The following is a 23,454-nucleotide window of genomic DNA, read 5'->3' as shown; positions in this document are numbered from 1 at the left end:
GTGGGGTCGTCAGTAGGCGAGTTGGAACGGCACGACCTGCGCGTCGGTGTCGTAGGCGTGCACGCGCAACGTGAAGCGGGTGCCGTCCTTGACGTCGGTGGCGACGGTGGCCCACTGCGGGCCGAAGGTCGAGTACGTGTTGTCGTGGTTGCACAGCGAGGTGTGGTCGACGAAGACGATGCAGGCGTCCAGGAACACACCGGACGCTGTGGTGTTGAGCTTGATGTTGATGTCGGAGCACCGTGAACTGGTCGTGTAGGTGCCGAACTCCACCGCGGAGGCCGAGTAGTGGTAGGTGAGCGACTTGGCGCCGCCGTAGCAGGAGGTGGCCGCGGCGGCAGCGGCGGGCTGCGCGACGGCGGGCGTCGCGGCACCGCCGGCCAGGAGCGCTACGGCGGCCGCCAGGACGGTGGCCGTTCGCCGGGTGCGAGTCATCTGAACTCTCCGTTCACTGGGTGGGACCGGGAGAGGTCCGGGCCCTGGGCGGGCCGGACCGGTGGCTCTCAGTAGGCGATCTCGACGCGGGCGGTGGCGCCTTCCAGGTCGACGCCGAGGGGAACGGTGAACCGGGTGCCGTCGAGGACGTCGGTGGCGATGGTCTTCCAGCCCCAGCCGATGGTGGTCCAGTAGTTGCAGGTGCCGTAGCGGACGAACCTCACGCAGGCGTTCACCGAGCCGGCATCGCCGCCCACGATGCGGACGTTGATGTCCTTGCAGCGGGCGGACGACGTGTATGGCCCGAACTCGATGGAGTCGTTGGTGGACACGGTGACCGCGCCGCCGTAGCAACTGGTGGCTGCCATCCGAGCGGGAGAGGCGGACGCCGGGGCGGTTCCGGGGACGATGACGGCGAGGAGGGTGAACAGTGCCGCCACGACCGGGCGGGCAGGGGTCTTCGCCATCGGATTCCTTCTCAGTTGGGGGGCGGACCAGGTAGCGGGAGGGACGTGGGGAACCGCGAGTCGTTCTGTGGGACCGGTGCGACGAAGCGAGTTCATGCTCCGGTCTGCGCCTCGAACTGTCATGCTCATTCGAACGTGCTGAAATGACGCAGGCGGAAAGGGTGTTGGCCGTGCTCCGCTTCCACTTCTCTGCTGAGGATCTGGCCCGGACCCGGGTCGCCGCCGCTCCGCACCCGCTGTGGGAGATCGCCGCCAGCCTCCACCGCTTCCAGACTCCCGCGGGCCGCTGGGCGTACGCGCACTGGTACCGCCTCGCGCGGGAGCGGCTGCGTGAGGCCGGGCTGGAGGATGTGGTGCGGCGGGTCCTCCTGCCCCTCTTCCCGCGCGCTTCCTACTTCCCCGATTTCTTGACGCCGTTGGAGGGCACGGCCGGACTCGAGGCGGGACTGGAGGCGATCCTCGGCGCCCCGACGGACCAGGTGGCGACGGAACTCGCGGCGCTCGCCCGGGTCACCCGAATGCCCGCCTGGCTCGGCCGCCTCACGGAGCAGGAGACCCGACGCGAGCTGGCGGAGATCCTGCGCGCCTACCACCGGGCCGTCATCGCCCCGCACGAGGAGTGGATGTACGAGAGCCTGCACACCGAGCGGATCCGGCTGGCCCGTCACCTGCTCGACGGGGGCACAGAAGGCCTGCTCGGGGGGCTCGGGCCGACGGTCCGGTGGAAGCACCCGCGTCTGGAGATCAGCACCTATCCGACGGAACACGACATCCGGCTGGAGGGCCGCGGACTGCTCCTCATTCCGTCGTACTTCTGCTGGAAGGGGCCGATCTCCCTCGCCGATCCGGGGTTACCCCCCGTCCTGATGTACTCCACTCACCGCGAAGCGCTCGCCGGGCCCGCCAGGACCGCGTCCGACAGCCCGGGGTCACCGCCCCTGCAGGTGCTGCTGGGCCGGTCCCGCGCGGCGGTGCTGCAGGCCGCGGCAGCCGGGGCGACCACCACCGAAGCCGCCCATCGAGCCGGCGTCACACCGGCCACCGCGACCCATCACACGACAGCGCTCCGCGACGCCGGGCTCATCACCAGCCACCGCCACGGCAACACGGTCATTCACACGCTGACCCTGATGGGAGCGACCATGCTGAGCAAGAACCAGACGGGGTCCCTCCAGGAATCCTCGTCAGCCCGTCGTCCCCGAGTCTGATCCGCACGGCGACGGTCCGTGACCCGGTTCCGGCCCCTGTATCGCTTGCGGTCTCGGTCCACGATCTCCTCCCGCGACGGACGGCAGCCTTGCGGGTGGCTTTTCGATCTCCGTGTGGCGGGCTCTGTCGGGCCGGGGAACGATGGCGGTCGGGACTGGTCACGAGAGGGCGGTACGGAGTGTCGGATCTTGCGGAGCTGGCGGCGGAGGCGTACGTCTACGGCTTTCCGATGGTGGTCGACCTGGACGAGGTGGGCCGCTTCACCCGCGACGGCATGGGATCGGTGGAACCAGCTCCCTTCAACCGGTTCAGCCACGCAGCCGCCCTGGCCGGTCCGAAGGACACCTTTGTCAGCATCAACAACGACACCGTCTACTCGGCAGCGCAGCTGGATCTGAGCGGCGGACCGCTCCTGCTCCGGGTACCCGACACCGGCGGCCGCTACTACGTGTTGCAGTTCGTCGACGCGTGGACCGACAACTTCGCCTACGTCGGCCGACGTGCCACCGGCACCGCGGCGGGCGAGTTCCTGCTGGCTCCGCCGGACTGGACCGGCGAGGTGCCGCCGGGCGCGAAGAGGATCACGGTGCCGACGACGGTGGCCTCGATCGTGGGCCGCTGGGCCTGTGACGGCGTCCATGACCTTCCCGCCGTCCACGCCCTCCAGCAGGCGACCACGCTGGAGCCCCTGGATGACAGCCTGCCATGCGACGGGCTTCCGGTGCCTGAAAGTGCCGTCACCGAAGCCGAGTTGCTGTTCTTCGAGAAGCTGCGCACCGGAATGGGCGCCTTCCCGCCCGCACCCACCGACCAGGCCTACCAGCAGAGGTTCGCCCCGCTCGGGCTCCTGGACAGCAGCAGCCCGTACGTCTCGCCCTCCGCCGAACTGGAGCGGGCCCTCCGAACCGGCTACCAGCGGGGCAGGGACCGCGTGGAGTACGCCACCACGCACGGCGCCGGCCCCGAACAGAACGGCTGGAAGCTCACCTACGACGCCTTCAACTACAACCTCGACTTCTTCGAGGTAGGCACCGTCAACTCTCCGCAGTGGGTCCTCCAGGACCGGGATGCCTCCCGGACCGTACGCGCCGCGGCCGCCCGCGCCGGACTGTGGGGCAACCACGGATACGAGGCGGCCTACGCGATGGCCTGGGACGACGAGGACGGCAAGCCTCTCGACGGGTCCCAGGCCTACACGATCCGTTTCGAAACGACCCCGCCGGTCGACGCCTTCTGGTCGATCACGATGTACGACACGCCCCGGTACTACCTGGTCGACAATCCCATCGGCCGCTACTCCATCGGTGACCGGACCGCGGACCTCCACTACGACCGCGACGACTCCCTGACCCTCCACCTCCAGCCCGAACGGCCCGCCGACCGGGTGGCGGCGGCCAACTGGCTCCCCACCCCGCCCGGCCCGTTCCGCCCCGTCCTGCGCATGTACCAGCCGCACCCCGCCGTTTTCGACGGCAGGTACACGATCCCTCCGATCACTCGGCAGGAGCACCCCGCTTAGCGTGGCCGACCGCGTGAACCCGGCCGAGCCTTGGTCAGACGCCCGCCGGGGAAACGACGCCGGGGCGGCCGTGGGAGCAGCGTCCGCCGGTCGCCTTGGGGATGCGCATCCGACGGAGCAGGGCCCGGGTGAGGCGGGCGTCGAGGGTGGTGCGCCAGGTGACGTCGGGGTGCAGGGAACGCAGGTGCGACAGGGCCCTCGTGCCGAGCCCGCAGTCGCGGAACGGTTCGTCCAGGACCACGTCGGTGATGACGCCCTCGGCGCACTCCTCGCACGCTCGATAGGTCACCAGCCCGACCACCCTGCGGATGTGCACCAGGAGCAGACACTCCGCGCCGACGCTGTCGGGGGACGAGGACGGCATGAGCTCCACGTTGCGGTAGGCCAGCACCCTTCGATGCCACCGGCCCCGGCGTCGTCCGGTGCGCCGGTGCCTTCCGGGGGCGGGCACCGATGGCGCGTCCAATTGAGGTCCGGCCTCATCCGGCGCATTGCTCGGGGTGTTCAACTGGTTTGCCTGCATAGCCATCGCGAGTGCCCCCTCGCGCCGGGCGCATGCCCTAAAGACGCCAATGCGTCATTTCGCTCGGCCCGTGGGGCCGGCGTCGCCGACGGGCGCCGCGTTCTCGGTCGCGGCCCAACTGGCAAGGAGCCGCAGGGCGTCGTGGTCCGGCGTGCCGGTGGCGGCTGTGTAGGCGGTGAGGGTCAGGCCGGGTTGGGCGGGCAGTTCCATGGCGTCGAAGTCGAGCGTGAGTTCGCCGATGGCGGGGTGGCGGAAGGACTTGCGGCCTGTGAGGTGCAGGCGCACGTTGTGTTTGCCCCAGGCGGTGCGGAACTCCTCGCTGCGGGTGACGAGTTCACCGATCAAGCCGGTGAGGTCGCTGTCATAGGGGGCGCGTCCGGCCTCGGTCCGCAGCAGGGAGACGGTGGTGTTGAGCGACTCGTCCCAGTCGGGGAAGAAGTCGCGGCCACCGGGGTCGAGGAACTGGAAGCGGGCGATGTTGACCGGTTGCGGTGCGCCGGCCGCGTAGAGGGGGGCGTACAGGGCCCGGCCGAGGCCGTTCACGGCGACGATGTCCAAGCGGCCGTTGCGGATGAACGCCGGCGAGTCGGTCATGGACCGGAGGACGCGCAGGACGCTGTCCGGGAGCGGCCCCCGGGGGCGCCCGGCGCGGCGGGCCGGGCGTTTCGCGGCGGCGCGGGCCAGGTCGTGGAGGTGGGCGCGTTCCGCGTCGTCCAGATGGAGGGCGTTCGCGATCGAGGTGAGGACCTCCTCGGAGGCGCCTGCGATGTGGCCGCGCTCGAGGCGGATGTAGTAGTCGATGCTGACGCCGGCGAGCAGGGCGACCTCTTCGCGACGCAGCCCCGGCACACGGCGGTTGCCGCCGTAGGCGGGCAGGCCGGCCTGCTGCGGGGTGATCCTGGCGCGGCGGGATGCCAGGAACTCGCGGATGTCGCTCTCGGTGCTCACGCGTTCCAGGCTAAGCCGGTCGCCGCGCCGGTGGGGGGTCCTGTCAGTACCTGTGATGCCAGACCCTCCCCCAGCCCGTTGATCTGCGGTTTCCTCGATATCGGCGAGCGAGCGCGGCCCGTGGCACGGGCCGGATGCGCGACGTGGCAGCCGCCCGGAACGCCTTCGCCACCCGAGACTGGCCCGTGCCGATCGATCCCGCTTTTCCAGAAGGAGTCACCGTGCCGAAGCAGTCCGCGCCGCAGGAACTCGCGGCGATCGCCCCCAAGCTCGTCGAGATCACCGACGAGGTGCTGTTCGGCGATGTCTGGGAGCGCCCGGGCCTGTCCCCGCGCGACCGCAGCCTGGTCACCGTGAGCGTGCTGGCCGCCCTGTATCGCACCGAGCAGCTCGGCTACCACCTGGGCGTGGCCCTGGACAACGGGCTGAGCGTGGACGAGCTGGCGGAGGCGATCACCCACCTCGCGTTCTACGCGGGCTGGCCGAACGCCATGACCGCCGTCAACCAGCTCAAGAAGGTCGCAGAAGAGCGCGACGCCGACTGATACGCCTGCCCCACCCCGGTTCCCGATCCCGTCATCACCCGTACGGAGCACCTCGCCCACGACGACGCCTGAGCTGCGGACCATCACCGTCCCGCCTTCCCTCACCGCTGAACGATCAAGGAACAGAACGATGGAGCACATCACCTCGACGCCCACCATGAAGGCCCCCGCGGAGCGCTTCACCGGCGACGTCCACCTCAACATGATCGCGACGCCGACCGAACCCGCCCGTCTCGCGGCCGGCCTGGTCCGCTTCACCCCCGGCGCCCGCACCAATTGGCACTCCCATGCCCTGGGCCAGGTCCTGTACATCACCGACGGCGTCGGCCTGGTCGGCACGCGGGACGGCGGCGTCGTACGGGTCGGCGCCGGCGAGACCCTCACGTGCCCGCCCGGCGAGGAGCACTGGCACGGCGCCACCGACACCACCCTCATGGCACACATCGCCCTGGTGGTCGGCGACGGGAACGGCGACGGCACCTCGTGGCTGGAGCCCGTCACCGACGAGCAGTACGAGCGCGCCCTCGCCGACTTCCGCTGATCACGGCCGCTTCCCGTCCGACGGGGCCGTTCACTCCTCCCGCAGGAGGGTGCTCCGGAGCAGCTCGATCAGGTCTCCGGGATCGGCCTGCGCCAGTTCGTCGAATGCTCCGGAGTGCCGGCCCAGAAGGATGCCGGTCACGGCCGCCGCGACCAACTCGGCGCGAAGTCGGGGCCGTTCGGCACCCTCACGGGTCAGGCGCTCCTGGAGCGGCTCGACGAGTCGGGCGTGCAGCGCCGAACGCGCGGCGTCCTGCGCCGCGGGGTCGCTCAGCGGCTGCACGGCGACCTGCAGCAGCGGAACCGGGCCCCGCCGGTCGGCCCGGTCGAAGACCTGGCGCAGCCGCTGCTCGTCGAAGAGGTCGGCCAGGGCCGCGTCGCCCTGTTCGGCGTTCAGCGCGGCGACGTACAGCAGCGTCTTCGAGCCGAAGTACCGTGCGATCAACGCCGCATCGACGCCCGCCCGCTCGCCGATGTCCCGGATGGTGGTGCGGTCGAAGCCGCGCTCCGCGAACAGCTCGCTCGCCGCCGTGAGCAGCAGTTCGCGGCTGCGGGCAGCGTCGCGACGGCGCCCGGGAGCCTCGGCGCTCATCGACTGGTTCCGGTGTCCGCGACGAGGCCCGCGCCGTCCGGTTCAGAGACGCCGTCCGCCGCGAGTGCGGGGCGGCCGATCCTGACCTGCGCGGAGGGGCCACGGGTACCCGACCGGACCAGCGCGTACGCGACCACGGCGGTGGCGGCCCAGACGGCGCAGCCGACCAGACCCGCGGTGCGGTAGCCGTTCTCCGGGGGGAGGTCGTGACCGGGGGCGGTGGCGGCCTGGAGGATGACGGCGCTCAGGGCGCTGCCTGCCGAGTATCCGATGTACTTCACCACCTGATTGAAACTCATGGCGCTCCCGGTCTCGTGGGCCGGGACGCTTCCGACGACGAGCCCCGGGGTGACGGCGAAGTTGACGCCGACACCGAGACCGGCCACGGCCATCGTCACGAACACCTCCCACAGGGCGCCGTGGGCGAACACGAAGACGAGCAGCGCCGCCAGCGAGAGCAAGCAGCTGACGGGCAGCAGCCGCACCGGCGGCTGGGTACGGACCAGGAGCCGCACCACGCGCCCGGCCACCAGACTGCCCACCGAGAACGGCACCAGGACCAGACCGGTGACCACCACGGAGGCTCCGAAGCCGTATCCGACGCTCGGCGGAGTCTGGACGTAGCGGGTCACGAGGGAGATCAGCAGATACATGCCGATGCCGCCCATCATGGTGGTCAGGTGCGCGGCGAAGACCGTACGGTCACGCACGAGGCGCAGGTCCACCAGCGGATGCGTGACGCGCAGCTGGTGCATCACCCAGCCGGCCAGCAACAGCACGGACGCGGCGCCCAGCACGAGCAGCCGAGGTGACCCCCACCCCCAGTGTTCCGCCTGGGTGAGGGCGAACAAGAGGCCGGTCATGCCGAGCGTGAGGAGCAGCGCCCCGGTCACGTCCATCGGCCGTGCGGGGCGTCGAGGAGCCTTGGGGACGACGACGGCCGCGGCGATGAACGCCAGCGTGGTCGCGATCACGGCGAACCAGAATCCCGCGTACATGCCGAAGCTCTCGGCCAGCAGTCCGGTGACGGGGTAGCCGATGCCGACGCCGGCCGCTGTTGTCAGCGAGAGCGTCGCCAGGGCCGACCGTGCCCGCTCCGGCGGAAGGGAGTCGCGCGCGGTGGCGATGGCGAGGGGGACCAGGCCCAGACCCACGCCCTGGAGGGCCCGTCCCGTGATGAGACAGGCGAACCCCAGCGGCAGAGCCGCCAGCAGGCTCCCGACGAGCACGATGGCAAGCCCGGTAAGTATCACGATCCTGCGGTGCGGTCCGTCTCCCAGACGGCCCATCGCCGGGGTGGCGACGGCGCCGACCAGCATCGTGACGGTGAGGGACCACTGGGCGTCGGAGACCGAGACGTGGTCCACGGCGGCGATGGTGGGGATCAGCGGGGCACCGAGGCTGCTGATGATGGCGACCAGCATGCCGAGGGACACCAGGACGGGGACGAGCGCCCGCCGGCGCCAGGGCGACAGGGCGGGGCCGGATATCGGAGGCACTGGCAGATCGTTCCTGTCGTCCGTCATTGTCATCAGTCGATGTCTTCAAGCGATGACATCGAGTGTCTCACCTTGCCGACCGCGACCGCTCCGGGCCCCTTCCGCCGTCGGGACCGCGCGCGCCACGCCGATCCGATTCCTTCGGCGTCGCCGGTGTCGCGTCAGGCCACTGCGGGACGCGGCTCGCCGTTGACCGCCGCGCGGGCCGGAGCACCGCGCCGGAACACGTCCTTCAGATACAGGATCAGCGCCGCTCCGATCACCCAGAGGGGGAGGATCACCAGCGCGCTGGTCAGGCCGTCGTTCTGGAAGCGGGACAGCCCCTGCATCGCACGGACACCCACCCCGACGGGAAGGATCTCGGAGAGCGGGCGCAGCCAGGCGGGCAGGTAGGCCGGTGGCAAGATGCCGCCGCTGGTGCTGTTCCCGAGGATCAGCATCAGTATCGAGGCGAGGCTGACACCCGCGGGTCCGAAGATGCGCAGCAGCACCATGGTCGTGGCACCGACCGCGGTGCCCATCAGCGCGACGACGAGGGCCAGAGGCAGGAAAGGACCGGGCAGAGCACCGAATCCCGGACTCCCCGCGACCGCCGACACGACGAGGCCGCCGACCACGCCGAACAGGAGAAGGCTCGCCATGCGGTAGCGATACTGGAGCCTGGGGGCGAGCTGATACGTCGTCATGCCGAAGAGGTAGCCGGCCAGCACGAGCCCGAAGGCCGCGTAGAAGACGGAGAGGCCGCGGGTGTCCCCCGCCGCCGCCGGGGCGACGTCCTCGACGGCGAGGCTGTGATGTTCGGCTCGGGCCGCGGGACCGAAAGCGGTGGTCACGGTGGCGGTGACGGCCGCACCGTTGGCGCTTCCGTACAGCAGCTTCCCCTGGCCGAGGTAGGCCGCGTACACGGCCCTGTCCTGGACGGCGTGGCGGGCGGCGTGCGCGTCGGGGAATGTCTCGAGGGCGAAGCCGCCGGGGACGGCGTGCGCCAGGTCCTCGCGCAGGTGCTCCTGCTGGGCGCCGACCTCCGTCGTCCCGACGCGGAGGTCATGGGGGCGCGGCGCATGGAAGGCGGCGAGGTACACGCTCACGAAGACGGTGCCGATGAGCAGGACTACCGCTACGGGAAGCAGTACCGCCCGTGCCGTACCGGAACGAGGAGGCGGGTGGGCCACGTCGAGAGCGTGCTTGTGCGGTTGCCGGGTGGGGACATGCTGGGCCATCGAAGGAGATCCTAGATTGGAAGGCAACTGATAATGTCTCCACATCATAATCAGTTGCCTTCCAATGAGGTACGCCGCGTGAACCATCTCGACGAGAACCCCGACCGGCGCACGGGCTATGTGGCCTGGCAGATCGGCCAGATCATGGCGTCCAAGATCGAGCGCACCCTGCGTCCGTTCCAGCTGACGCTGGCGCAGAACAACGCCATGACCCAGGCGATCCTCGATCCGGGTGTGTCCAGCGCGACGGCGGCCCGCCGCGCGGCGATCACGCCGCAGTCCATGGGCACCGCGGTCAACGGCCTCGTCGAGAGGGGTCTTCTGGAGCGCCGGACCACCCCGGGCGACCGGCGCACGCAACGGCTGCACATCACGGAGGCGGGCCGTCGGCTTCACACCGAGGCCCTGAAATCGGTCGACGCGACCCACGCCGAGGCGTTGCGGGCGCTCACCCCGACGGAGCAGGAGCAGGCACACGCACTGCTGCTGAAACTGCTGGCCTCACTGAATCCCTCAGCCGTCGACGGCAACAGCGCGCTCTGAGGGGGCTCGCCTGGGCCTCCGCCTCAGCAGCCTCAGCGGTCGAGCGTCGAGGGTCGACGACGCGTCGAACGCCCGGAACGATCATGCGGCGCGCAGCCTGAGGAGGCCGGTCCCGGGGCCCCGGAAATAGAATCGACCCTGGCGCGCAGATCGCGCAGATCGCACAGCAGGCAAGGGAAACACAGGCCGCCCACCGTGCAGGAGGTCCGCAATGGCGACGCTGCTGTCCGTCAACGTAGGGATGCCGAAGGACGTCGCCTGGCAGGGGCGGACCGTCCACACCGGAGTCTGGAAGGCCCCGGTGCAGGGCCCACGGCTGGTGCGGCGGCTGAACATCGAGGGAGACGGCCAGGGAGACCTGGCCGGTCACGGCGGCGAGATGCGGGCCGTACTGGTCTACCAGCTGCAGTCCTACCAGTACTGGCAGAAACAGCTCGGTCGCGACGACCTGACCTTCGGAAACTTCGGAGAGAACTTCACCGTCGACGGCCTGCCCGACGACGACGTCTGCATCGGCGACCGCTACCGCATCGGCGACGCCGAATTCGAGGTGACCCAGCCCCGCGTCACCTGCTACCGCGTCGGCATGCGCCTGGGCGAACCCACCATGCCTTCGCTCCTGGTCGCCCACCACCGCCCCGGCTTCTACCTTCGCGTACTCACCGAGGGACACGTCCAGGCGGGCGACGACATCACCCTGATCAGCAGAGGTCCGGAACAGCTCAGCGTCGCCGACATCGACGCGCTGCTCTACCTCCCCGACCGCGATGCCGGGCAGCTGCGAAAGGCGCTGAACGTTCCCGCCCTCAGCCCCGGATGGCAGCAGTCCTTCCGCGAGCTCTCAGGTGCCTCGTCACCGCCCGAGCAGGACGCGGGGTGGCCCGGCTTCAAGCTCATGCGCGTCGCCCGTATCGCCCCCGAGACCCCCACGGTGTCGTCGATCTACCTCGACACCACCGACGGCACTCCCCTGCCCAGAGCCCGGGCGGGCCAGTATCTGTCCATCCGTCTCGGCATCGACGGCGCAGCCCCGGTGGTGCGCAGCTACTCCCTGTCCTCCGCGCCGGGCGCGGACGCCTACCGCATCAGCGTGAAGCACGAACCCCGCGGGCAGGTCAGCACCTACCTCAACGCCGCTCTGCACGCCGACGACCTCGTGGAGATCGCCAGCCCGCGAGGGGCGTTCGTCCTCGACGAGAGCTCCGGGCCGGTCGTCCTCGCCTCCGCGGGAATCGGCGCCACCCCCGTGCTGGCCATGCTGCACCAACTGGCCGCCGCACGGGACTCCCGCCCGGTGTGGTGGATCCACGTCGCGCACGACCGCGCCCATCACGCCTTCGCGAACGAGACGCGCACCCTCCTGGCACAGCTCTCCGCCGCCCACGAATACGTCTACTACACGGCGCCCGACGAACCCGCCGCGCCCGCGGACGAGCCGTACGTCCGGCAGGGACGCCCGACCGCCGAGTCCTTCGCGGCCATGGGCATCCCCGTCGACGCCGACGCCTACCTGTGCGGACCGACGGCCTTCATGGACACCTTCGGCGCATGCCTTCGGGATCACGGCCTGCGTCCCGAGCGGATCCACACGGAGGAGTTCAGCACGCTCGCGGCCATCAATCCGGGCGTCATGTCCGCAGCCGCCGTCGCGCCGCATCAGCCTCCCGGCCCGAAGGGCACCGGCCCACTCGTCGCCTTCGCCCGCAGCGGCATCTCCGTCCCCTGGTCGCAGGCCCAGGCATCACTCCTCGAACTCGCCGAGGCGTGCGACGTCAGCACCCGCTGGTCCTGCCGTACGGGCGTCTGCCACACCTGCGTCACCCCGCTCATCTCGGGTGACATCACGTACACCACTCCGCCTCTCGAACTCCCCGAGGCGGGCACGGTCCTCATCTGCTGCAGCGAACCAGCCGACGAGATCGTTCTCGACCTCTAGGGCTTCACGGCCAGGACGGCCGCGGCATCGCCGGTCCGTCCCGGGACGGATCACCGGCGCCTACGCGGCCAACGTCTCGTCCGCCTGCGTGGCGCCCTCACGGTCGACGCTGTACCGCTCCAGCAGGGCGTCCGCCGCACGCAGTGCCTGCTCGGCCGTCCGGGCCCCGGTCATCACGCACAGCGTGTACGTGGCGTCGTCGAGCGCGCGGCTGGTACGGCCGGTGGGGCGCACATCGTGTTCGATGCGCACCTCGGCAAACCGGGCCAGCACGGCGCGCAGTTCCCTCTCCGCCGGAAGGATCATGGTTCTTCCTCTCCCCATGAACAGCTCGCGAGGCGGCCGACCGCCATCGCGAGAAACAGGCCACATGTAAGGCGTCCGACACCGCTCCTGACACGGAGTGGCGTCACGCAGCTCTTCAAGTGCCCCACGACGAGAGGCCTACGCCATTGCTTTCGGCCAAGCATTTCGAGACGCGCGGGGGCCCGTCGGCCCGTCGGTCGCGGTCAATCCCGCCCTGTCACCCCTGTCACAGCTGTCACCGGGCAAAGTCGAGGATGCCGGGAACCGCCGCCCGCAGGGTCCCGAAGTGGCGGTGCGCTCCGGTCGCCGCCGCGGTGTTGACCGCCCACACCGTCATCCCGGCCCGCAGCCCGGACTCGACCCCGGACGGGGCGTCCTCGATGACAAGGCAGTTCTCGGGCAGGACACCGAGCTGTTTCGCGGCCGACAGGTAGGGCACAGGCGACGGTTTGCCTTCCTCCACGGCGGCGGCGTCCACGAGGACCCGCGGGAGGGGCAGGCCCGTCCGGTCGAAGCGCCCCCGCACCCGATGCTCGTAGTTCGAGGTGACGAGCGCCCAAGAATCGGACGAGAGGCCGGTCAGTAGCTCCGAGGCGCCGTCGAAGGCCGCGTAGACGCCGGATCGTACGTCCTCGTCCTCCAACGCGTGCAACGCGCTCAGGCACTCGTTCGGATCCTGTTCCGGAGCCACGGCGGCGAAGGTCTCCATCGGCCGTGTGCGCAGCGCCACCCGGTGCACCTCGGTCGCGTCCAGTCCGTATCGGCTCGCCCAAGTCGCCCAGATCCGGCGCTGGTTGGCCACCGCGTCGATCAGCGTGCCGTCGACATCGAGGAGGACGCATTTCTTGGAGCCGTGCTGCACAGGATCGCTGGTCACGCCGTGATCATGCCAGGAGTCCCTGAGGGTGAGTAAGGGATCTTGCCGGTCGGTACCCCCGGCCGGCCCGAGCCGGCGACGATGCCGAGGCTTCGCCGGGAGCAGCGCCGCGGTGCGGTCAGCGACTCTCGTCGTCGGCGAAGTCGGGGAGTTCGGTGGAGAGCAGCTCTTCGGCGCCCTTGTCGAGGAGCGACTGCATCTTGTTGGAACGAGGCAGCATGGTGGTCTCGTAGGCGTGGATCGCTTCGCCGATGGTGCTGTTCTTCGCGATGGCGAGCGCCAGGTCGCAGGCGTCCAGCATGGCGAGGTTGACGCCGACGCCGAGCGGGGGCATGAGGTGGGCGGCGTCGCCGAGCAGGGTGACCGTCGGGTCGTGCTCCCAGGTGTGGGGAACAGGCAGAGCGAGGATCGGGCGGTCGACGTAGAGGCCGTCGTTGTCGGTGAGGAGTTGACGCAGGCGCGGCGACCAGTCGCGGTAGCGGTCCAGGAGGAGGGCGCGAATGCCGTCCGTGTCCTGGATGGTCAGGCCGGCGGCGGTGATCCAGTCGGCGGGCGCGCGTTGGATGACGTAGACGCGGATGTGGTCGCCGCTGTTGCGCTGTGCGAACAGACCGCGATCGCCGTCGGCCGCGGCTGCGCCACCCTGGCCGACGAGTCCGGCGATGTCGGTGTGCCGGTTCTCGACGTCGTGGAACCAGGCTTCGAGGAAGCTGACACCGCTGTACAGGGGCACAGCCGGCGAGATGGCGCGGCGCACCGTGGACCAGGCGCCGTCGGCCCCGATGACGAGGTCGGCCTCGATCGTCGCGCCGTCGGCGAACCGCACCTGCCGGGGGCCGCCCGCGGGACCGTCGACCGACCGCAGCGTGCGGCCCCACTGCACGGTGTCGGGCTTGAGGGAGTCGAGGAGAAGGTCGCGCAACTGGCCGCGGTCGATCTCCGGTTTGAAGCGGTCGCCCGCTTCGGGGGTGTGGTGGAAGAGGAGCGTCGCGTCCGAGTCCATCTGACGCATCTCCTGGCCCTCGGGGCGGGACAGCCGGAAGAACTCGTCCAGGAGGCCGGCCTCGCGCAGGGCGATCTGGCCGTTGTCCTCGTGCAGGTCGAGCGTGCCGCCCTGGTTCCGGGCCTCGGGTCCGCTCTCGCGGTCGTAGACGGTCGCGGAGATGCCGTGCTGCTGCAGAATCCGTGCGCAGGTCAGGCCGCCGGGACCGGCACCGACGATGGCGATGCGGGGAGTAGTGGGGGCTTTCATGATCGTGCTCCGTTCGTCCCGCCCGGTGGTGCCGGGCGTGCTGGGCAGTGACGTCCCTCCGGGCATGCCGACGAGGGAGGGGACGCGGGGCGCGCTGGTCAGCGGGCCGCTGCTCCAGAAGAGCACACCGACTCACTAAGTGCAACCGTTTCACTTTTGAAGTCGATCCACTTAGAGGTAGGGTCGAAGACATGCCGGAGACAGACACCTCCCCCACCACCGCCGCTCCGATGGGGCGCCGCGAGCGCAAGAAGGCCGCCACACGTCAGGCCATCGCCGACGCCGCTCTGCGTCTCTTCCTCGCACGCGGATACGACGACGTCGGCATCCGCGAGATCGCCGATGCCGCCGACGTGTCCACCACGACCCTGTTCAAGCACTTCCCGGTCAAGGAAGCGCTGGTCTTCGACGAGGAAGCCGATCAGGAGACCCGACTGCTCTGTGCCGTACGCGACCGCCCGGAGGGTCAGTCGATCCCGGGAGCCCTGTGCGAGCACGCGCTGCGCCTCCGCTTGGTCACCGCGGACGGCGACGCCGGGTTCACCGCGTTCCTCCGCCTCGTCGACAACACGCCGGCCCTGCGCGACTACCTCCACGCCATGTGGCTGCGCCACGCCGACGCCTTGGCCCGGGTCATCGCCGAGGAGAGCGGCTTGCCCCCGGGCGACCCCGCCTGCACCGCCATGGCCCACTTCGCCCTCGAAGCCCCCCGCGCAGCCCACGGTCGGGACGACCCCCGCGAGGCCATCAAGCGCGCGTTCGCCCTACTGGAGAACGGCTGGACGGCCATCGACTCCGGTCACTAGCAGACCGCGTCCCGGCGTCCCGGCTCTGTCACGTATGCCCCGGCGCAGGAGTTCTCAGGATTCCTCACGTGAACCGCCTTACGATCCCGCCCTGTTGCGCGCCGCCGGGACGGCGCGCCTCCGTAGCGCAAGCACTCAGTCCGCCCGGTCGGCAGGGCGGTCAGCCCAGTTGGGACAGGCCCTTCCGCAGGTCCTCGGCGTTCATGACGGGGGCGAGTTCGATCCGGGCACCGAGGTTCATGAAGAACGGCTCGGCGATCAACGGTATTTGGCTGGTGTCCTGCATGTCGAAGACCATGAAACAGGCTCGGTTGCCGTCGATGGTGGTGAAGTAGGTCGCCTCCGGCTTGAGGTGCTCCATCGTCTCCTGCATCAGCTCCGCGAGCTTGCCGCTCCTGATGAGTTCGTTGGTCTTCTCCGTGTCCATGGTCGCCCTGAGCATGACGCGCACGGCACTCACCTTCTCGCCTGGTCGACGCACGCGACGGCACATCAACGTGCACTTTCAGGCTATGCCGCTTGTCACTTGTGCGCCCCTTCGGCAGCCGGGGTCCCCCGTGCGGCGACCCCCGCCCACGGCAGGCGCGACAGGCGAAATCGAACCGGTGTGGAGCGTCAGAGCCAACCTCCGGCGGCATCCGACCCGGACAACTCCGCACGCGGTGCGAAGCGTTGACGTGCCGGGCGTGCCGGGCGTGCCGGGCGTGCCGGGCGTGCCGGCGTTCAGGGCCTGACCATGCGGTCCTGTTCCACCAGGGGCGCGCCGTCGTGCCAAGGCAGCACCTCGCCGAAGCGGACCAGCTCGCCGTACAGAGTGGGATCCACCTGGTCGGCAAGGACCAGGTCGAGTACGGCTTTGGCCGCCTGGGCGGGCGACCGGGCCTGGCTGTAGTCACTGAACCAGGGGCGCGAGGTCGCGGTGTCGACCATGCCGGGGCAGACGGCCGCGAGCAGGATCCCGGCCGCGAGGTCACGCTCCCGGCGCTCGGCCGCGACACCTCGGACGGCCGCGACCTGGGCCACCTTCGAGGGCACGTTCAGCCATACCGGCCAGCCCGCCTCATGGGCGGTCCCGGCGTGGACGGCACCGCGCCAGGACTCGACGGCGTACTCGACCTGGTCGAGGCTCGCGCCGTCGAACAGGGGGTGCAGCCGCGGGTCGAGGTGGCCGAGCGTTCCCAGGCTGCTGGCCACCACGAGCAGCCTGCCGCCCGGCCGCAGGACGGGAGTGAAGGAGCGCAGGATCGCGTGCGTGGCGGTATTGGATACGTCGATGAACTCGTCGGCGCGTTCGGCCTGGGACTCCTCGGGCAGTACGCGGGCGACCGCGTTGGAGAGCACGACGTCGACCCCGCCGTGGCGGGCCCGGAGGTCTTCGGCGAGGCGGGCGACGGCGACGGTGTCCGTGACGTCCAGGACCCGGCCCTCCACACGGGCACGGGTACCGGGAAGCTCGGCGACCTCGCGGGCGGCGTCCGCCACCCGCCGGCTGTCACGGCCGGTGAGCAGGACCAGGTCGTCGTGGTTCAGACGGGCGGCCAGCCCTTCGACCAGGGCACGGCCGAGTCCTTGGTTGGCACCCGTGACGAGGGCGATGCGAGAAGCGTTCATGCCTCAACGCTAGAAACCCGCGCTCCATGAGTCCAACGAGAGTTGAGCATGTCTAGTATGCGTGAACGTCATGGACTTCACGGATGTGTCACTCACCGCGCTGCGGGTCTTCCGCGCGGTGGCCGAGCAGGGAACCTTCACCTCGGCCGCCGCCTCGCTGGGCTACACCCAGTCGGCCGTGTCCCGCCAGATCGCCGCGATCGAACGGGCCGCCGACGCCGAACTGCTGGAGCGGCGGCGTGACGGCGTCCGGCTCACGGCCGCCGGTCGTATCGTCATGCGGCGCGCGACGGTCGTGCTCGACGAGATCGAGGCGACCGCGAGGGAACTGTCCGGCCTGCCCGAGCAGGCGGGGACGGTCCGCCTGGGCTGGCTCCCCAGCGCCGGCGCCGTCCTGCTGCCCCTGGCGTTGACCGCGCTGCGCCGCTCGGACCCCGGGCTGCACGTGGTCGGCCGGGAAGGCACCACGCCCTCGCTCGTACGCGCCGTGCGGGCCGGCAGCCTGGATCTCGCCCTGCTCGCCTCCGCCCCACCGTTCCGGCCGCCGGACACCGAGTCGCCACCCCTCGCGGTGCAGACGCTCACCGAGCGCCCGCTGCGTCTGGCGGTGCCCGCCACGCACCCGCTCGCCCGGGGCGACTCCGTCGACGTCGCCGACCTGCGCGGCCGGCGCTGGATCGCCGGCACCTCCTCGGGAGAGGACCGGCTCCTCGGCGTATGGCCCGGCCTGGACGAGCGGCCCGACATCGCCCACACCGCCCGCGACTGGCTCGCCAAACTCCACCTCGTGGCCGCCGGCTTCGGCCTGACGACCGTGCCGGCCACCCTCGCCTCCGCCGCACCCCCGGGAGTCCGCGTCCTCCCCGTGCGCGGAGGGCCCCAGGAAACGCGGCGCCTGTTCCTGGCCCGTCTCCCCCACCCGCCGACCGACTCGGTCACCCGGGTGGCAGCCGCCCTGCGCGCGGCGGCCCTGGAGGCCGACCTTCCCGCGCCGTCGTCGCCGCCCTCATGACGGCGTCACGCGGCCTGCGCCCGTGAGCGGCCGGTCAGGACCGGGACGGCGTGGCCCGAGGGCCGCCCGTCAGTGATCTTGCCGCCTGCCCCGGTTCTCGAACTCCCGCCGCACCCCGGCACCGTCGTCCACGACCAGTCCGGCGCTGTCCGGGATCTCCAGCACCTTCGCGCAGTGCTCGCACAGCATCGGACCGCTCGTGGACGGGATCGCCGGCCTGCTCCCGCAAGCCCTGCAGACGCCCGTCCCCTGGCCTTGGGTCTCGCGTACATCCATCACTGCACTCCCTCCGAGTGGGCGGCGCGGCGACTCCGCCCGTCCCCAGGTCGGGTTCCCACAAGCGCCGGCACTACCCACGACGCACCTGCTGCCGGGCCGAACCGGGCGACACGTCGACAGGAGGGCTTCCCGTTCCGGTCACCGGCTGCGCGCGGAGGACTGACGTGCTGCTTGCTGGGAACCACACAGAGCACGCACTGGACGCGGATCCGCACGGACTACGTACGGCCGGGCCGAGAGGTGAGCGATGGACGAGGCTCAGAGATCGCTGCTGGACGGACTGACGGTCGACGAGAGCAGCCCCGAGCAGCCCGTCCTTCTGGACGAGGCCGGCCGGCCGATCGCGACGTGGCAGGAGAACCATCCCTACGACCGCAAGGTCCGGCGCAAGGAATACGAGCGGCAGAAGCGGATCCTGCAGATCGAGCTGCTCAAACTGCAGCGCTGGGCGAGGGACACCGGCGCTCGGGTGATCGTCGTTTGCGAGGGGCGGGACGCGGCGGGGAAAGGGGGAACGATCCAGCGCTTCACGGAACGGCTCAACCCGCGCAGCGCACGCATCGTCGCCCTGGACAAGCCCACCGAACGAGAAGCCGGCCAGTGGTACTTCCAGCGCTATGCCACGCATCTGCCGGCACCGGGCGAACTCGTCTTCTTCGACCGCTCCTGGTACAACCGCGCCGGGGTCGAACGCGTCATGGGTTACTGCACGGACGACCAGTACGACCTTTTCCTCAGGCAGTGTCCCGCCTTCGAGGCGATGCTCGTCGAGGACGGCATCGTCCTGGTGAAGTTCTGGTTCTCCGTCTCCCGCGCCGAGCAGCGCACGCGCTTCGCCATCCGTCAGGTGGACCCCGTACGGCAGTGGAAACTCTCCCCCACCGACCTCGACTCGCTGGATCGCTGGGACGACTACACCCTCGCGAAGATCGAGATGTTCCGCGCCACGGACACCGAGCACGCTCCCTGGACCGTCGTGAAGAGCAACGACAAGCGCCGCGCCCGTCTCGAGTCCATGCGCAGCCTCCTCGCCCGCATCGACTACACCAACAAGGACACCGAGGCGGTCGGAACGCCGGACCCGCTCGTCATCGGCCCGGCCGACACCCTCCTCGAACCCGGCGAGGAGGACACCACGCTCTCCCCCACACCCCTGGCCCGTCACGCCGACGGACCGGGACAACACCCCGCGACCGGCTGACGCGCACCGGCCGCGGGGGCGACGGCTCACGCGCCGGCCGACCGCACCCGTTCCCGCGCCGTCCTCAGTGCCAACGGTGTCGCCGCCGCCCAGGCCTGAGGGGAGCAGCTGTGGGGGTAGGGGACGGGGCGCGGGGTGGTGGTGCGGTCGTAGCCGGCGATGACTTCGGGGAGGCGGTGGCCGTGGTGGGCGGCCGCGGTCACGAGACCTTCGGTCACGGTGTCGAGTTCGCGGGCCAGTCCGTAGCGTGCGAGGCCCAGGGCGATCACGGCGTTGTCGTGGGGCCAGGCACTGCCGCGGTGGTAGGAGAGCGGGTGGTACGGCTTCTGGTCCGCGGCGAGGGTGCGGATCGCCCAGCCGGAGAAGAAGTCGGGTTCCAGCAGGCGTCGGCCTACGCGGTGGGCGTGCGACGTGTCGAGGATGCCTGACCACAGGAGGTGGCCGGCGTCCGACGCCAGTGCGTCGGCCTGGCGGCCGTCGCCGTCGAGCGCGAGTGCCGGGAAGTCCGCCTCGGGCATCCAGAAGTCCGTGTGGAAGCGGTCGCGCAGCTCGGCGGCGGTCTTGCCGAGGCGCTCCGCGAGAGGCTCGTCCTGCCATACGTCGCGGGCGAGTCGGGCCGTTCGCAGCAGCGCGTCGTAGGCGTAGCCCTGGGCCTCTGAGACGGCGACGGGGCCCGCTGCCTGGGTGCCGTCGGCGAAGCAGATGGCGCCCTCGGAGTCTTTCCAGTTCTGGTTGACCAGGCCACCGGGATCCGGCTGGTAGACCAGGTATCCGTGGGTGTCCAGGCCGCCGTCGGTGTGCATCCACTCAACCGCCCGGCGGGCGTGATTCTCCAGCCGGCGGGCGAGGGAGGCGTCGCCTGTCGCCTCGTAGTGGGCGTGCAGGAGGACGAGGAAGAGCGGGGTGGCGTCCACCGCTCCGTAGTAGCGGCCGTAGGGGACCTGGCGGAAGTGGGCGAGTTCTCCGTGGCGCGTCTCGTGGACGATGCGGCCGGGCTGCTCGCCGCTGAAGGCGTCATGGTGGCGGCCCTGTGTGGCGGCGAGGGCGCTGAGGGTGGCGGCGGCGGTCTCCGGGCGGTACGGCAGCAGGAAGTACGAGGTCAGCAGGGAGTCGCGGCCGAAGAGGGTGAGGAACCAGGGAATGCCTGCCGCCGGGACGTGGACCGTTTCGCCGTCCACGCCGGTGGCGGAGATGGTCAGCAGGTCGAGGTCGGCGAGGCCACGCTCGCATGTGCGGGACAGCTCGTCGGTCGCCGCGTCGGCCTCGAACCGGGACGCGGAGGGGGTCGAGTGCCGTGGCGCCGCGGGTGGTTGGGGTGGCATTCCGTGGGGATGGGCGCGCACGGTCAGGTGCAGTTCTGCCTGCCCGTGCGGTTCGAGGGGCAGGTTCCAGCGCAGGACCTTGGCGGTGGACCGGCCCTCGCCCTCCGCGGCTTCCGTGGCGTCCGGTGCGGGACGGCAGGTGAGCGTGGTGTGTGACTGCCACTCCGCTCGCCGGTAGGTGAACAGCACTCCCGTGTCGGTGGCGGCGGAGTGGCGTTCGGCGTCCGGCTTCGGGTACCGCCGGTCGTCGGCACGCAGCTCGAACAGGTCGGCGAAGTCGGCGTCCACGACGAGTTCCAGGACCGCCGTCACCGCTTCGGGGCGGTTGCTGACCAGCCGTACGTGTTCGGTGAACACGCCTGCGGAAACGCTCTGTTGACGGAAGACGGTGTACGCGGCCGGCTGGTCCCGCGTGCCGGGAGGGGTGAGGACGCACGCGGCCGTGTCGTCGTCCTGGGTCTCCGCCGGCACCAGGATGCCGGGGGCGCTGCCGTCGACGGTGAGCTGCCAGCGGCTGAGGTGGCGGGCGTCGCGCAGGAACAGGCCGTCGGGCAGGGTACCGCGGGTCGCGTTGATGCCGCCGTCGGCGTCGAGGTGGGCGAAGGTGGCGTCGCGTACGAGCTGTACGTGGTGGCCGGCCGTGGTCACGGACGGGGCTCCTTGGGGTCGGCGTCGTCGGCGCACAGGAGGTCGAGGGTGAGGGCGGCGGTCCACGAGAAGTGGCGCGCACCGCGGGCCTCGCCGCTGAGAGGGTCGAGGTACTCGGCGAATCCGGTGCGTCCGGCGTCCGCGAGGAATCCCTGGCGCAGCCGTGCGGCGTCGCCGTGGAGTCCCTGGGTGCGCAGTCCCCGCTCGATCAGCCAGGCGGTGTTGAACCAGGCCGGACCGCGCCAGTAGCGGTGCGGGGCGAAGGCGTGGCCGATGAGGTCGTAGCTGGGGATCAGGCGGGTGGCCGGCGAGCTGAAGTGCGGGCCGTGGAGCGCCAGGCTCAGTCGCCGGACGATCTCGGGTGGCAGCCCGGGAATGATCAGCGGGACGAGCCCGGTGATGCTCCGCTCGGCGACCAGGCTCCTGTCGGCGAGGTCGCGGACCCGGAAGATGCCCGTGGTGTCGTCCCACAGCCGGTCGACGAGACGCCGGGTGAGACGGTCCGCCCGTTCCCTGTGCGGAGCGTCGGGCAGGCCCAGTTCGCGGGCGGTCTCGGCGAGGGCGAGTTCGCTGACGACGAGGAGTGCGTTGAAGGCCGGGTCCTCGACGGCGAAGCGGTGGTCGGCGGCACGGTCGTCGTATCCGGCGTCGCGGTAGTCGGTGGCCAGCCTCACGTAGCGGCCGTAGTCGAGGTCGGTGGGGCGGTCCGCCGGCTGGCCGTGGTCGAGGTCGGCGCGCCGGAAGGTGTCGGGTGCCGTGGGTTCGACGCGGCCGAGGGCCCGGTCCCAGGCGGGGCTGTTGTCCATCCCCGGCTCCCAGGGGTGGACCACGGACACCAGTCCGTCGCCGCCGAGGTCGCGGCGGGTGAGCAGGTAGTCGTGCCAGGCGACGAGGCGGGGGTGGACCCGGGCGAGGAAGCCGCGGCGCCGGGATTCGGCGGGATCCGCGCAGTGCACGAGCCACGCCGCCAGGGCGTGGACTGGCGGCTGGACGATGCCGGAGGTCTCCCGGTGGGCGGGGGCTCCGGCGGCGCCTCCGGCACGGGAGGAGCGCCAGAAGTCGGGGCTGGGGAAGTACGCGTCGGCGGGCACGGCGTCGTTGAAGACGATGTGCGGAACGCGGCCGTCGGCCCACTGCGCGGCGAGCAGGGACTCCAGTTCCTGCTGGGCCCGGCGCGCCGACAGGTGGCGCAGCCCGATCGCGATGAAGGCGGAGTCCCAGCTCCACTGGTGGGGGTAGAGGGTGCGGGAGGGGACGGTGGAGCTGCCGGTCCAGTTGTCGAGGAGGACCCGCGCCGCGCCGCGCCGCAGGGTCAGGGCTGCGGCAGCGGCGGGCGCGGGCCGGTCCAGCAGGGTGTTCATGCGCCGGACCTCTGGAGGAAGGCGGGAACGGAGCGGACGGCCTCGACGGGGTCGCCGGTGAGGCGGCATTCGGCGGCGAGGTAGCCCTCGTATCCGATGGTGTGCAGGGCGCCGAGCCAGGCAGGCCAGTCGAGGTGGCCGGCGCCGGGCTGGAAGCGGTTGGAGTCGGAGACCTGGGCGTGTCCGATCCACTCGGCGTGAGCGAGGATCGCGGCCGCGGGGTCCGCTTCCTCGATGTTCATGTGGTAGCTGTCGATGCCGATCCTCACGGAGTCGAGACCGGTCGCGCGGATCAGGTCGGCGGCCTGTTCCAGTCGGTTGACCATGTGGTCCTCGTACCGGTTGAGCGGTTCCAGGAAGAGGGTGACGCCTTCCTTGCGGGCGTGTTCTCCCAGCTCGGTCAGCCCGGTCAGGAGTACCTCTCGGTCCTGCTCCTCGGTGCGCGGCGGTTCGAAGGGAGGGAGCCGGCGGGAGAACATGCCGTAGGAGGCGGGGGTCTGCGCGCCGATGCCACCGATCTCGGCGATCACGGTGAGCTGGGACTTCATCTGGGCGATGGCGTCGCGGCGCACGTCCTCGTCGAAGGCTCCGAAGAAGTGGAGCATGTCGACACACACCGTCGGCATGACCACCCCGTCCTTGCGGGCCCGCTTCAGTTCGTCGAGGCGGGAGGCGAAGTGGAAGTCGCCCTTGGCGCGCAGTTCGACGGCGTCGTAGCCGGCCTGCTGGGCGAACTCCCATTTGGCCTGCAGGGTGTCTCCGGGCAGGAGCTGTTCCTGGGCGGCGGTCTTGAGCATGGAGAA

At 70.8% G+C, this 23,454-nt stretch carries 25 protein-coding genes; 9 read left to right on the top strand and 16 right to left on the bottom strand.

Annotated elements, in window-relative coordinates; all coding sequences use genetic code 11:
- Positions 1–9 precede the first annotated feature (9 nt).
- Both ACIRQH_RS11995 and ACIRQH_RS11990 read right to left on the bottom strand, forming a co-directional pair.
- A complete protein-coding gene (locus ACIRQH_RS11995; RefSeq protein ID WP_358818586.1) occupies positions 10–435 on the bottom strand; it encodes a hypothetical protein in 426 nt (141 codons plus the stop codon).
- A 68-nt stretch (positions 436–503) separates the two neighbouring features.
- The gene (locus tag ACIRQH_RS11990; RefSeq protein WP_388878169.1) at positions 504–902 is read right to left on the bottom strand and encodes a hypothetical protein; all 399 of its coding nucleotides are present in this window, start codon (positions 900–902) and stop codon (positions 504–506) included.
- 170 nt (positions 903–1,072) lie between these two features.
- Between ACIRQH_RS11990 and ACIRQH_RS11985 the strand changes: the two genes are divergently transcribed.
- Together ACIRQH_RS11985 and ACIRQH_RS11980 are read left to right on the top strand one after the other, a co-directional pair.
- Positions 1,073–2,110, top strand: coding sequence for an ArsR family transcriptional regulator (locus ACIRQH_RS11985; RefSeq protein WP_388878379.1), 1,038 nt, complete (start codon positions 1,073–1,075; stop codon positions 2,108–2,110).
- Between the two features lie 179 nt (positions 2,111–2,289).
- Positions 2,290–3,630 carry a DUF1254 domain-containing protein gene (locus ACIRQH_RS11980; RefSeq protein WP_404225480.1) on the top strand — a complete coding sequence of 447 codons (1,341 nt, stop codon included), beginning with the start codon at positions 2,290–2,292 and terminating at the stop codon, positions 3,628–3,630.
- A gap of 34 nt (positions 3,631–3,664) precedes the next feature.
- Here the strand turns inward: ACIRQH_RS11980 and ACIRQH_RS11975 are convergent, their stop codons facing one another.
- Both ACIRQH_RS11975 and ACIRQH_RS11970 read right to left on the bottom strand, forming a co-directional pair.
- Positions 3,665–4,021, bottom strand: a complete 357-nt coding sequence (locus ACIRQH_RS11975; protein ID WP_404225478.1) for an N-acetyltransferase — start codon at positions 4,019–4,021, stop codon at positions 3,665–3,667.
- 186 nt (positions 4,022–4,207) lie between these two features.
- Positions 4,208–5,110 carry a helix-turn-helix transcriptional regulator gene (locus tag ACIRQH_RS11970; RefSeq protein WP_404225724.1) on the bottom strand — a complete coding sequence of 301 codons (903 nt, stop codon included), beginning with the start codon at positions 5,108–5,110 and terminating at the stop codon, positions 4,208–4,210.
- A 212-nt stretch (positions 5,111–5,322) separates the two neighbouring features.
- On the opposite strand from ACIRQH_RS11970, the gene ACIRQH_RS11965 reads away from it, so the two are divergent.
- Positions 5,323–5,646: a carboxymuconolactone decarboxylase family protein gene (locus ACIRQH_RS11965; protein WP_388878157.1), complete on the top strand. Its 324-nt coding sequence runs from the start codon at positions 5,323–5,325 to the stop codon at positions 5,644–5,646.
- Between the two features lie 130 nt (positions 5,647–5,776).
- Positions 5,777–6,187, top strand: coding sequence for a cupin domain-containing protein (locus ACIRQH_RS11960; protein WP_404225476.1), 411 nt, complete (start codon positions 5,777–5,779; stop codon positions 6,185–6,187).
- A gap of 30 nt (positions 6,188–6,217) precedes the next feature.
- Here the strand turns inward: ACIRQH_RS11960 and ACIRQH_RS11955 are convergent, their stop codons facing one another.
- From ACIRQH_RS11955 to ACIRQH_RS11945, 3 genes are all read right to left on the bottom strand, one after another.
- Positions 6,218–6,778, bottom strand: a complete 561-nt coding sequence (locus ACIRQH_RS11955; protein WP_388878151.1) for a TetR family transcriptional regulator — start codon at positions 6,776–6,778, stop codon at positions 6,218–6,220.
- Positions 6,775–8,277 (bottom strand): MFS transporter, encoded by a 1,503-nt coding sequence (locus ACIRQH_RS11950; RefSeq protein ID WP_404225474.1) that lies wholly within the window; start codon positions 8,275–8,277, stop codon positions 6,775–6,777. The genes ACIRQH_RS11955 and ACIRQH_RS11950 overlap by 4 nt, the downstream gene beginning before the upstream one ends.
- A 161-nt stretch (positions 8,278–8,438) precedes the next feature.
- Entirely contained in the window at positions 8,439–9,497 is a 1,059-nt protein-coding gene (locus tag ACIRQH_RS11945) for an ABC transporter permease (protein ID WP_388932631.1), read from the bottom strand.
- A gap of 54 nt (positions 9,498–9,551) precedes the next feature.
- On the opposite strand from ACIRQH_RS11945, the gene ACIRQH_RS11940 reads away from it, so the two are divergent.
- Both ACIRQH_RS11940 and ACIRQH_RS11935 read left to right on the top strand, forming a co-directional pair.
- Complete coding sequence (locus tag ACIRQH_RS11940; RefSeq protein ID WP_358818596.1) at positions 9,552–10,040, top strand: MarR family winged helix-turn-helix transcriptional regulator; 489 nt, start codon at positions 9,552–9,554, stop codon at positions 10,038–10,040.
- Between the two features lie 211 nt (positions 10,041–10,251).
- Positions 10,252–11,976, top strand: coding sequence for an MOSC domain-containing protein (locus tag ACIRQH_RS11935; protein ID WP_404225471.1), 1,725 nt, complete (start codon positions 10,252–10,254; stop codon positions 11,974–11,976).
- Between the two features lie 60 nt (positions 11,977–12,036).
- Here the strand turns inward: ACIRQH_RS11935 and ACIRQH_RS11930 are convergent, their stop codons facing one another.
- From ACIRQH_RS11930 to ACIRQH_RS11920, 3 genes are all read right to left on the bottom strand, one after another.
- Positions 12,037–12,282: a DUF5133 domain-containing protein gene (locus ACIRQH_RS11930; protein WP_358816189.1), complete on the bottom strand. Its 246-nt coding sequence runs from the start codon at positions 12,280–12,282 to the stop codon at positions 12,037–12,039.
- Positions 12,283–12,517: 235 nt separating this feature from the next.
- Positions 12,518–13,159, bottom strand: a complete 642-nt coding sequence (locus ACIRQH_RS11925) for an HAD-IA family hydrolase (RefSeq protein WP_358816188.1) — start codon at positions 13,157–13,159, stop codon at positions 12,518–12,520.
- 118 nt (positions 13,160–13,277) lie between these two features.
- On the bottom strand, positions 13,278–14,411 hold the full coding sequence (locus ACIRQH_RS11920; protein ID WP_388932628.1) for an FAD-dependent oxidoreductase: 1,134 nt from the start codon (positions 14,409–14,411) through the stop codon (positions 13,278–13,280).
- Between the two features lie 191 nt (positions 14,412–14,602).
- Between ACIRQH_RS11920 and ACIRQH_RS11915 the strand changes: the two genes are divergently transcribed.
- Positions 14,603–15,217 (top strand): TetR/AcrR family transcriptional regulator, encoded by a 615-nt coding sequence (locus ACIRQH_RS11915; RefSeq protein ID WP_404225469.1) that lies wholly within the window; start codon positions 14,603–14,605, stop codon positions 15,215–15,217.
- 160 nt (positions 15,218–15,377) lie between these two features.
- On the opposite strand, the gene ACIRQH_RS11910 is transcribed toward ACIRQH_RS11915, so the two are convergent.
- Positions 15,378–15,668 (bottom strand): DUF3303 family protein, encoded by a 291-nt coding sequence (locus ACIRQH_RS11910; RefSeq protein WP_388873097.1) that lies wholly within the window; start codon positions 15,666–15,668, stop codon positions 15,378–15,380.
- 272 nt (positions 15,669–15,940) lie between these two features.
- A complete protein-coding gene (locus tag ACIRQH_RS11905; protein WP_388873100.1) occupies positions 15,941–16,828 on the bottom strand; it encodes an SDR family NAD(P)-dependent oxidoreductase in 888 nt (295 codons plus the stop codon).
- A gap of 70 nt (positions 16,829–16,898) precedes the next feature.
- Here ACIRQH_RS11905 and ACIRQH_RS11900 point away from each other — a divergent pair, with 70 nt between their 5' ends.
- Entirely contained in the window at positions 16,899–17,840 is a 942-nt protein-coding gene (locus ACIRQH_RS11900; protein WP_404225466.1) for a LysR family transcriptional regulator, read from the top strand.
- A 69-nt stretch (positions 17,841–17,909) separates the two neighbouring features.
- Here the strand turns inward: ACIRQH_RS11900 and ACIRQH_RS11895 are convergent, their stop codons facing one another.
- On the bottom strand, positions 17,910–18,116 hold the full coding sequence (locus ACIRQH_RS11895; RefSeq protein WP_388873105.1) for a hypothetical protein: 207 nt from the start codon (positions 18,114–18,116) through the stop codon (positions 17,910–17,912).
- Between the two features lie 250 nt (positions 18,117–18,366).
- Here ACIRQH_RS11895 and ppk2 point away from each other — a divergent pair, with 250 nt between their 5' ends.
- Complete coding sequence (gene ppk2, locus ACIRQH_RS11890) at positions 18,367–19,320, top strand: polyphosphate kinase 2 (RefSeq protein ID WP_404225464.1); 954 nt, start codon at positions 18,367–18,369, stop codon at positions 19,318–19,320.
- Between the two features lie 26 nt (positions 19,321–19,346).
- Here ppk2 and ACIRQH_RS11885 read toward each other — a convergent pair whose 3' ends face one another.
- The 3 genes from ACIRQH_RS11885 to ACIRQH_RS11875 are packed head-to-tail and all read right to left on the bottom strand — an operon-like array spanning position 19,347 to position 23,448.
- Positions 19,347–21,290 carry a glycogen debranching N-terminal domain-containing protein gene (locus ACIRQH_RS11885; RefSeq protein WP_388873111.1) on the bottom strand — a complete coding sequence of 648 codons (1,944 nt, stop codon included), beginning with the start codon at positions 21,288–21,290 and terminating at the stop codon, positions 19,347–19,349.
- Positions 21,287–22,651, bottom strand: a complete 1,365-nt coding sequence (locus ACIRQH_RS11880) for an MGH1-like glycoside hydrolase domain-containing protein (protein ID WP_404225461.1) — start codon at positions 22,649–22,651, stop codon at positions 21,287–21,289. Before ACIRQH_RS11880 ends, ACIRQH_RS11885 begins: the two co-directional genes overlap by 4 nt.
- Complete coding sequence (locus ACIRQH_RS11875) at positions 22,648–23,448, bottom strand: sugar phosphate isomerase/epimerase family protein (protein WP_358816179.1); 801 nt, start codon at positions 23,446–23,448, stop codon at positions 22,648–22,650. Before ACIRQH_RS11875 ends, ACIRQH_RS11880 begins: the two co-directional genes overlap by 4 nt.
- Positions 23,449–23,454: the final 6 nt, after the last annotated feature.

This window comes from Streptomyces sp. NPDC102279, from assembly GCF_044766365.1.
Lineage (GTDB): Bacteria > Actinomycetota > Actinomycetes > Streptomycetales > Streptomycetaceae > Streptomyces.
The sequence above is the reverse complement of the archived record's forward strand: the minus strand, read 5'-3'. Positions and strand labels throughout refer to the sequence as shown.

Excerpts from the sequence above, each read along its gene's own strand:
- ACIRQH_RS11915 (WP_404225469.1), top strand. The coding sequence starts at position 14,603 with ATGCCGGAGACAGACACCTCCCCCACCACCGCCGCTCCGATGGGGCGC.
- ACIRQH_RS11935 (WP_404225471.1), top strand. The coding sequence starts at position 10,252 with ATGGCGACGCTGCTGTCCGTCAACGTAGGGATGCCGAAGGACGTCGCC.
- ACIRQH_RS11945 (WP_388932631.1), bottom strand. The coding sequence starts at position 9,497 with ATGGCCCAGCATGTCCCCACCCGGCAACCGCACAAGCACGCTCTCGAC.
- ACIRQH_RS11995 (WP_358818586.1), bottom strand. The coding sequence starts at position 435 with ATGACTCGCACCCGGCGAACGGCCACCGTCCTGGCGGCCGCCGTAGCG.
- ACIRQH_RS11900 (WP_404225466.1), top strand. The coding sequence starts at position 16,899 with ATGGACTTCACGGATGTGTCACTCACCGCGCTGCGGGTCTTCCGCGCG.
- ACIRQH_RS11955 (WP_388878151.1), bottom strand. The coding sequence starts at position 6,778 with ATGAGCGCCGAGGCTCCCGGGCGCCGTCGCGACGCTGCCCGCAGCCGC.
- ACIRQH_RS11895 (WP_388873105.1), bottom strand. The coding sequence starts at position 18,116 with ATGGATGTACGCGAGACCCAAGGCCAGGGGACGGGCGTCTGCAGGGCT.
- ACIRQH_RS11905 (WP_388873100.1), bottom strand. The coding sequence starts at position 16,828 with ATGAACGCTTCTCGCATCGCCCTCGTCACGGGTGCCAACCAAGGACTC.
- ppk2 (WP_404225464.1), top strand. The coding sequence starts at position 18,367 with ATGGACGAGGCTCAGAGATCGCTGCTGGACGGACTGACGGTCGACGAG.
- ACIRQH_RS11960 (WP_404225476.1), top strand. The coding sequence starts at position 5,777 with ATGGAGCACATCACCTCGACGCCCACCATGAAGGCCCCCGCGGAGCGC.
- ACIRQH_RS11880 (WP_404225461.1), bottom strand. The coding sequence starts at position 22,651 with ATGAACACCCTGCTGGACCGGCCCGCGCCCGCCGCTGCCGCAGCCCTG.
- ACIRQH_RS11875 (WP_358816179.1), bottom strand. The coding sequence starts at position 23,448 with ATGCTCAAGACCGCCGCCCAGGAACAGCTCCTGCCCGGAGACACCCTG.
- ACIRQH_RS11990 (WP_388878169.1), bottom strand. The coding sequence starts at position 902 with ATGGCGAAGACCCCTGCCCGCCCGGTCGTGGCGGCACTGTTCACCCTC.
- ACIRQH_RS11930 (WP_358816189.1), bottom strand. The coding sequence starts at position 12,282 with ATGATCCTTCCGGCGGAGAGGGAACTGCGCGCCGTGCTGGCCCGGTTT.
- ACIRQH_RS11920 (WP_388932628.1), bottom strand. The coding sequence starts at position 14,411 with ATGAAAGCCCCCACTACTCCCCGCATCGCCATCGTCGGTGCCGGTCCC.